This window comes from Spirosoma arcticum (assembly GCF_054779955.1).
This window is the reverse complement of record NZ_BAAGXG010000001.1, coordinates 1,005,199-1,012,289: the sequence shown is the minus strand read 5'-3', so window position 1 is coordinate 1,012,289 and position 7,091 is coordinate 1,005,199. Positions and strand designations below refer to the sequence as shown.

The 7,091-nt window shown below is 47.5% G+C and carries 8 protein-coding genes; 2 read left to right on the top strand and 6 right to left on the bottom strand.

The genetic code is table 11. The features are described from left to right. Nucleotides 1-222: 222 nt before the first annotated feature. Complete coding sequence (locus tag ACYVHB_RS04520; protein ID WP_461049998.1) at nucleotides 223-678, bottom strand: GNAT family N-acetyltransferase; 456 nt, start codon at nucleotides 676-678, stop codon at nucleotides 223-225. Between the two features lie 249 nt (nucleotides 679-927). Between ACYVHB_RS04520 and ACYVHB_RS04515 the strand changes: the two genes are divergently transcribed. Then, the gene (locus ACYVHB_RS04515; RefSeq protein ID WP_461049996.1) at nucleotides 928-1,068 is read left to right on the top strand and encodes a hypothetical protein; all 141 of its coding nucleotides are present in this window, start codon (nucleotides 928-930) and stop codon (nucleotides 1,066-1,068) included. Between the two features lie 21 nt (nucleotides 1,069-1,089). On the opposite strand, the gene ACYVHB_RS04510 is transcribed toward ACYVHB_RS04515, so the two are convergent. The 3 genes from ACYVHB_RS04510 to ACYVHB_RS04500 all read right to left on the bottom strand — a co-directional run bounded on the left by ACYVHB_RS04510 (nucleotide 1,090) and on the right by ACYVHB_RS04500 (nucleotide 4,036). Continuing rightward, complete coding sequence (locus ACYVHB_RS04510) at nucleotides 1,090-1,812, bottom strand: LytR/AlgR family response regulator transcription factor (RefSeq protein ID WP_461049995.1); 723 nt, start codon at nucleotides 1,810-1,812, stop codon at nucleotides 1,090-1,092. Beyond that, nucleotides 1,787-2,518 carry a sensor histidine kinase gene (locus ACYVHB_RS04505; protein WP_461049993.1) on the bottom strand — a complete coding sequence of 244 codons (732 nt, stop codon included), beginning with the start codon at nucleotides 2,516-2,518 and terminating at the stop codon, nucleotides 1,787-1,789. Before ACYVHB_RS04505 ends, ACYVHB_RS04510 begins: the two co-directional genes overlap by 26 nt. A gap of 414 nt (nucleotides 2,519-2,932) precedes the next feature. Next, nucleotides 2,933-4,036 carry a sensor histidine kinase gene (locus tag ACYVHB_RS04500; RefSeq protein ID WP_461049991.1) on the bottom strand — a complete coding sequence of 368 codons (1,104 nt, stop codon included), beginning with the start codon at nucleotides 4,034-4,036 and terminating at the stop codon, nucleotides 2,933-2,935. Nucleotides 4,037-4,335: 299 nt separating this feature from the next. On the opposite strand from ACYVHB_RS04500, the gene ACYVHB_RS04495 reads away from it, so the two are divergent. Further along, a complete protein-coding gene (locus ACYVHB_RS04495; RefSeq protein WP_461049990.1) occupies nucleotides 4,336-4,791 on the top strand; it encodes a hypothetical protein in 456 nt (151 codons plus the stop codon). 18 nt (nucleotides 4,792-4,809) lie between these two features. Here the strand turns inward: ACYVHB_RS04495 and ACYVHB_RS04490 are convergent, their stop codons facing one another. Then, nucleotides 4,810-5,988 (bottom strand): sensor histidine kinase, encoded by a 1,179-nt coding sequence (locus ACYVHB_RS04490; protein WP_461049988.1) that lies wholly within the window; start codon nucleotides 5,986-5,988, stop codon nucleotides 4,810-4,812. Nucleotides 5,989-5,992: 4 nt separating this feature from the next. Continuing rightward, on the bottom strand, nucleotides 5,993-7,048 hold the full coding sequence (locus ACYVHB_RS04485) for a sensor histidine kinase (RefSeq protein WP_461049987.1): 1,056 nt from the start codon (nucleotides 7,046-7,048) through the stop codon (nucleotides 5,993-5,995). Nucleotides 7,049-7,091 lie beyond the last annotated feature (43 nt).

Below are 7,091 nucleotides of genomic sequence, written 5' to 3'. Positions count from 1 at the left end.
ATGGTTACTCCCGCCTGATTGAGTAAAAGGGCACGGCATTTTTCTCTAAATTCAGGTTTGGGATGGTATTTTGCTCCTTCTTGCAAGGTAATCAGCTTGGCTTCAACAAGATCAATATGCTTTTCTTTGCGGCTCATGCCGCTAAAATAGTTGATCTATTCTAAATTTGCCTAATTACTTATAAACGCAAATTATATTAGTCTGAGCCCTAAACACAGACTTTCAGCTATTGATCGGAGCCGTACTTCGATATTCCCATTCCAAGACAGTGCCATCTTCTTGATCCCAAATAGTACCGACACACTCAAAACCGTTTTTCTTCAAAATACGCGTTGAATAATTTTCTTGCTCTAATGTTCGGGCTGTAATCTTGATTGCCGGATTGGTTTGTAAGGCAATTACTACCAATCGTCTACACATTTCGCTGCCTAAACCTTGTCGTTGATACTGAGGAAATGTGCTGTAGGCAACTTCTACTTTACCCTCTTTGGGTTCACTTTTAAAACCAGCACTCCCTACTAATTTATTGTCAATTTGGGCAAAATACCCTATCCATGGTGGTTTATAACCAATTTTATCGAAGTAATCTATAGTCAAAGAAAGACCGACCTGACAGTCGGGATGATCAGCGAATCGCTCATTTTCATTGATGGTTGCCCCAATTGGTAGTAGCTCCATGATTTTATTTTGTAATCAGAGTAATGTAAGCTTATGTGGGGGTGGCCCGATGAAACATATCGTACGAATGTGGGCCACCACCCTGTTTTATTCCACTAATTATCAACTTGGACTGGATTACGTCCCGATTGTAGAGTACTACCCACCGGGAACCTATTCAGCTTCTCAACTTAAGAAGCAATTCAAGCTTAAAGACCCACAAATCAAGTCAAGGTCATAGCACCGCTTGCCTATTTTTAGGTATACCCCATGTTCGCCCCCAAACCGGTCGAGGTAGCCGTGCGGCTCACCCGTCCGGGCGGCCGCATCGTGATGGACAACTGGATTCCCGGCGACCCCACCCTTACAAATTCACGAATTAAAACCGTACGATGCCGAAGTGATTCTTAAGTTTCTGGCGAGATGACAGCCTCAACTAACCCTCAGCACCCGCTCTACGTCTTTTTGATACAATCGGCCAATAGGTAGCTCCTGACCCGCTACCTCGACGTGGCGGGGTGTATAGGTTGTGACATGGGAAGCAGCCGCGATGAATGACCGATGCACCCGCACAAACTGATCGGCAGGCAGCATGGCTTCGAGGGCGCTGATAGTTTGCTTCACTACCAGTGGCTTGCCGGTTACCGTTATAATTCGGACGTAGTCTTTCAGGCTCTCCACGTACAGAATGTCGCTGGTGAGTACCTTCACTAACTTGCGGTCAGCCCGAAAAAACAGAAAACCAGCTTCCGAATGACGGGAAGGTCCTTTCTCTGGCAGGGAGACGGGCAGTGTACTGTCAGATGTTTTCAGCACTTTGCCCACGGCCCGCAAAAACCGGTCGAAGGGAATGGGTTTGAGCAGGTAATCCACTACGTCTAACTCGTAGCCATCGAGGGCGTACTCGCGATAGGCGGTGGTAATGATAACCGGGGGCGGACTCCGCAGCGTCCGCAGAAAATCGGTCCCGATCAATTTCGGCATCGTAATATCCAGAAACATCAGGTCGATGGGTTGCTGTTGCAATACCTGAAAAGCTTGCAGGGCATTTTCGCAACGGGCAGCTACGGCAAGTCCCGCTACGGACTCGATGTAGAGTTCCAGCACATCTAAAGCCGGTGGCTCGTCGTCAACGATTAAGCAGCGTAGGGTCATAGTCAGGTGAGGAGTGAGGATTTACCAATCGACTGGCTGGCGATTCGGCTGATAGAATGAATGGCAGGGTCAGCGTAACGATATAAGCGTCCGGTTCTGGGTATACCTGGAGATCATAGCTATCGGCGTAGTGAAAGTATAATTGTTTCTGAATATCAGCAAGTTGATTTGAGTTATCGGCCCGGTTATTCATCTGCCCGTCAATGACTTTCAGCGTTAATTGTGTTTCGGTTATAGCCAGATCAATGCTTACCCAATCGGGTTCGTCAGTGTATGGATTATCCCGTTCAGCAGGGAGATCGCGAAAGGCATGTTCGACGAGTTGAAACAGTAATAGGGATCCCACCGTCCGATTACTCAGATTTCCCCGAACAGAAAACGATACATCCAGTCCCGCCGGATGAATAGATCGCTGTAGTGATACGTAGTTTTCAATAATTTCTATTTCTCTGAGCAGAGGCATTCTATCGCTCTGGCTTTCGTAGAGGACGTAGCGCAGAAAATGGGCGAGTTTCAGCACGACTTCGGGAGCCAGTGTAGACTGTTGCTGGATAAGCCTGTGTAAGGCATGCAGGGAGCCGAACAGGAAATCGGGATTTAATTTCAGTTTGAGCAGTTGGAGTTCATTCTGTAGTTTTTCGCGTTCGAGCCGTTGGCTTTCCTGCTGTTTCTGCCGCCATTGGTCGAATAATTTAATACCGGCCATTAAGCCGGCAACTAAGTTGCTTTCAATGAAAATAGGACTTAAAAATGGATTAGTAAACTCAATTGCATTCACAAAACGGGATGAGTCGTAACCTATCCAATGCTGGAAGAATTGCTGTACATATCCCAGAGCATCGTACAACATCGGAGCCATTATATTCAGACCCAATAAACCCACCGCAAACCAACCATATGCTCCCCTAAATAACAGAGGCAATAAACCATAGATCAGTATGTAGGTATAGAACAATAAGGTTAATAGACTGGCAAAAAATAGTTCGACCAAAAAAGGAATGGGATTAAAGGGATAGACTTCCGGCTGAGTGAAAAAGCCGATGAAAAAGAAAAGGTTCACTCCTGCCCAGAACCGCAAGTGTCGAATGAATCGGTTGATAGGTCGTCGCTGCACCATGTTTTAATAGGGAGAGCTTATGGCTGATCGGGGCTGTTGAATCAATACAGCTTTTTGATCGAGTTGAATCGTTAGCTCAACAACAAACCGCTCCCTTTCGGGGCGAATGAGCAATTTGTGCGCGTCGGGATAAAGCAGCATTAGTCGCTTCTGAACATTAGCCAGGCCAATACTTCCTGTGTTTTGCCAGGTGTGGGATACTGTTTTTTCATCTTTACTATTTTCAACTCTAAACAGCATTTCACGGCCAGTCATAACCAGTACTACCTCGATGTGGGCCTGACCAGTTTGCTGGGCCGATCCGTGTTTAAACGCATTTTCTACAAATGGAATGAGCAATAAGGGGGCAATTAGGTTTGTACTGATCTCACCCGTAACAGTCATCGAAACGATTAACCGAGGGCCATAGCGTAGCTTTTCGAGCTCAATATAGTTTTCCAGAAAAAGCACTTCCTTCGCCAGTGGTACGTCCGGCCTATTACAATCATGAATCATGTAGTGCAACATGCCTGACAATTTCAGAACCATATTGGGAGCTTGGGGCGAGTGTTTGAGTATCAGCGAATACAAATTGTTGAGGGTGTTAAACAAAAAATGGGGATGAATCTGCGCCTTCAGCACCTGCAATTCTATAATCAGTGTTTCGTGGGCCAACTGCTGGTTAGCCCGCTTCCGATGATACCAGAATCGGTACAGTCTGATTCCTACTGCCACGCCCACGATCACAAGTGCAATGTACCAGTCCAACAGAGCAATAGCTTCCTGGTAGCTCGGGAATAGTCTTAATTTACCCGTTAGGAGTGGAATCACTACGTAGCCACGGTATAGACCCATAAGAATCCAACTCCCAAACACATATATTACCGCCCAACGCACGAACCGATCATGCCGACCCGCTAAAGCCGACGGTAGTACCCAGACTAAAGCCAGGTAGGTAAGCCCCATTGTATAGGGCCACATAATCGCTGTTGCCTGCAGACTCTCCAGCCAGTTACTTTCTGGTCCACGCAGGGCATAAGACAGATACGAATCCCCTACCATCACCACCAGCCAGAACAGCAGATGCCGCCCCAGCCAATGGCGAATCTCCGTTTTAGAAGTTGACATAACCCACTCCATGGTAGCTGGTGGTTTTGACCCAAAAGGTAACAGTCTTTATGTCGGTAATCTATTAATTATCAAGTTTTTAGGCAGACTATTCGTTTTAGGTGATCAATGCCGTTCGTCGGCGACAAACGACAATAAAGGGTACCCAATGTCACTCGACCCGTGTTGCGCACGATGTGTCGATCATGCGTCTGCATCTGACGAATAAGCAAGCGCGAGCCTTGTCGGGCACTATACTTTTGGTTCAGCAAGTCGGCACAAAGCCGGATGATTTAACCAAATTATAGGCAACTACAATCATGAAAACGAACCGCTTTTTTCTGCACAATCTTAGTTATGCTGCCTTCGTATTGCTAATGGATATCGGACTCATTTTGCCAGCCACCCATGCCCAGACGCTTACCGGTCAGGCAAAATTGACCGAATCGCCATCGACTGGTTTTCAGGCTCTTGTGTATCCAGTTGCTACCAAACCGTCAACTATCAGAATTAACTTCGATAACAAAGCACGTGGCTCCGTTCGGGTTCAAATTCGCGATCAGCGGGAAAAAATAGTCTACGACGAATTTGAGTCGTCAGTCTATTATCGCCAGTATTTCGATCTGTCGTCAGTACCCGCCGGCGTCTATACGATTAGTCTGAGCAAACCCTATGCTGTCTATACCCAAACGTTTCGTATCGAACCGCCAACACCTGGTCGTGTGGTTTCCGTTTCAGAACCATCTGCAACGGAAACGCTGATCGTGAAACAATGAAATTTCGGTCGGTTACGTTTATCGAACTGCCGATGTGGTAAGGCCGTTTTCGGGCAAAGGCTTAGGTACTGCGAGGTCGGGTTGCGGTACTGCCGACAACGGCAGCGTCAGCGAAATAATATGGGCATCAACGTCTGACCGCACTTGCAGGTCAAAGCTCTCCTCATAATAAAAGTGGAGCTGTTTTTGAACATCAACCAGCCAGGCGGCTTCGTCGGGCTGGTTGATGGTTTGCCCGTTGATGACTTTCAGGGTCAGGTGCGTTTCGTTAATGGCCAGATCAATGCTCACCCAGGCTGGCTCATCGGGTTGCTCAACCGGTAGTTGCTGAAACGCGTTTTCAACGATGGGGAATAGTGATGAGGGCGCAATAGAGTGGTCCTCAGTATGCCCGCGAACCGTGAATGATACTTCCAGATTGGTCGGGTGTATAATTCGTTGCAGGCAAACGTAGTGTTCAATCATAGCTACTTCCCTCGCCAGTGGCACAAGTTCGGCCTGGCTTTCATACAATACATAACGTAGTAAGCGCGCTAATTTCAGAACCAGTTCGGGGGCCTGCTTCGACTTCTGCCGGATCAGTGTATCTAATTCATTAAGTGAACTGAACACAAAATCAGGGTTGACCTGCGTTTTAATCAGTTGAATTTCGGTGCTTATTTTTTCGCGTTCCAAGCGGTTGGCTTCCTGCTGTTTTTGCCGCCAGTTAGTAAAGAATTTGTAAACAGCCAGAACCAGAATAATGGTGCTGTATTCGTGGATATACACCTGATCGAAGAAATAATCATCAAGATAACGGCTGTCGAACGGGCGGAACGGTTTGCCCTGCAGGAGTGGGTCTATTACGGCCATATGTAATCCTTTGGCGATCCGGGCTACGTAACAAACCACAACCGTGATGAGCAGATATAGCCCAAGGCCGGTTCCATAGCGGCCATTCAGCAAAGGGGGCATAGCCCACCGCAGGAACGCATATGCATAGAGCATACCAACGTCTAACCCATTGAGGAACAGAATAGTCAGAAAATAGGGCGAGTGCTGATAATCGAACGGTCCGCCGTTGCGGTTGACATAGTAATGGGTAACCGTGTCGATGTAATCAGGATAAATCCATTGAGGAATAAAAAAATACGCTGCCACGACCAGCCAGAACAGCCCGTGTCGATAGAAGCGATTTTTGGGTAAAAACGGGAACATAGGCTTAATTCAGCTGAATCGTTAATTCGACTAAATACCGGGTGGTTTCCGAACGAATAGCCAACCGATGCCGGTCCGGGTAGATCAATGCCAGCCGCTTCCTGACATTTGCCAGTCCTAACCCACTGTGTGGCGTTTGTGCCTGGATAAGATCGGTACTTCGGCTATTTTCTACCCTGAAATTCAGTTCATTATTCATCATCAATAAACTGAGTTCAATAGTGGCCTGGTCGGTTTGTTGCGAGGCACCATGCTTAAACGCGTTTTCTACGAACGGAATTAGCAATAGAGGAGCAATCTGTTTACTGGTCAGGTCGCCCCGAACGGTCAGGTCGATAGTCAGGCGATTGCCGTAGCGGATTTGTTCGAGTTGGGTGTAGTTTCGGAGCAGTTCGATTTCTTTACTCAGTGGCACTTCCGGGGCATTGCATTCGCGAAACATGTACCGAAGCAGACCTGATAGTTTCTGCACGATTTCTGATGCGTTGCCGGACTGCTGCAGCGTCAATGAGTAAATGTTGTTGAGCGTATTGAAGAGAAAATGCGGATGAACCTGGGCCTTCAACACCTGCAATTCCATGAGCAGTGTTTCCCGCGCCAGTTGCTGGTTGGCCTGTTCTTTCCGGTACCAATACCGAAACATCTTCATCGAAGCCGCCAGGAATACGAAACAATTATTCATCATAAATCCTGTATCAAACATTATCTGAAACGGATTGTGGGGAAAATCGGTCTGCGATAGGCCCGCCGGGGATTCACCCACGATGAGAAACAGGCGAAACAACAGAAAAGTCAGCATCCAAAGTAACAGCCGCCATAGAAACTGACGGTACTGCTCCCGCATTAATGCCGGTTGAACGAAATAGAGAAAAAGGTACGTGCCCGGCACACATTGAGGGAGACCCATGAACACACCCCGCAGTGCTTCCGGAAAGCTGCTGAACCAGTTGATATTCGCAACCGACAAACCAACCGTAAACACTGTCCAGTACAGGCCGTGCCGCAGGAGCCAGTTCCGGGGCGTATCGTCGGTTTCGAGTAATTGCCTGAACCAGTTCATGCGACGGCTGTTGAGAGAATATCCGAAAACTTCATGAAAAGAT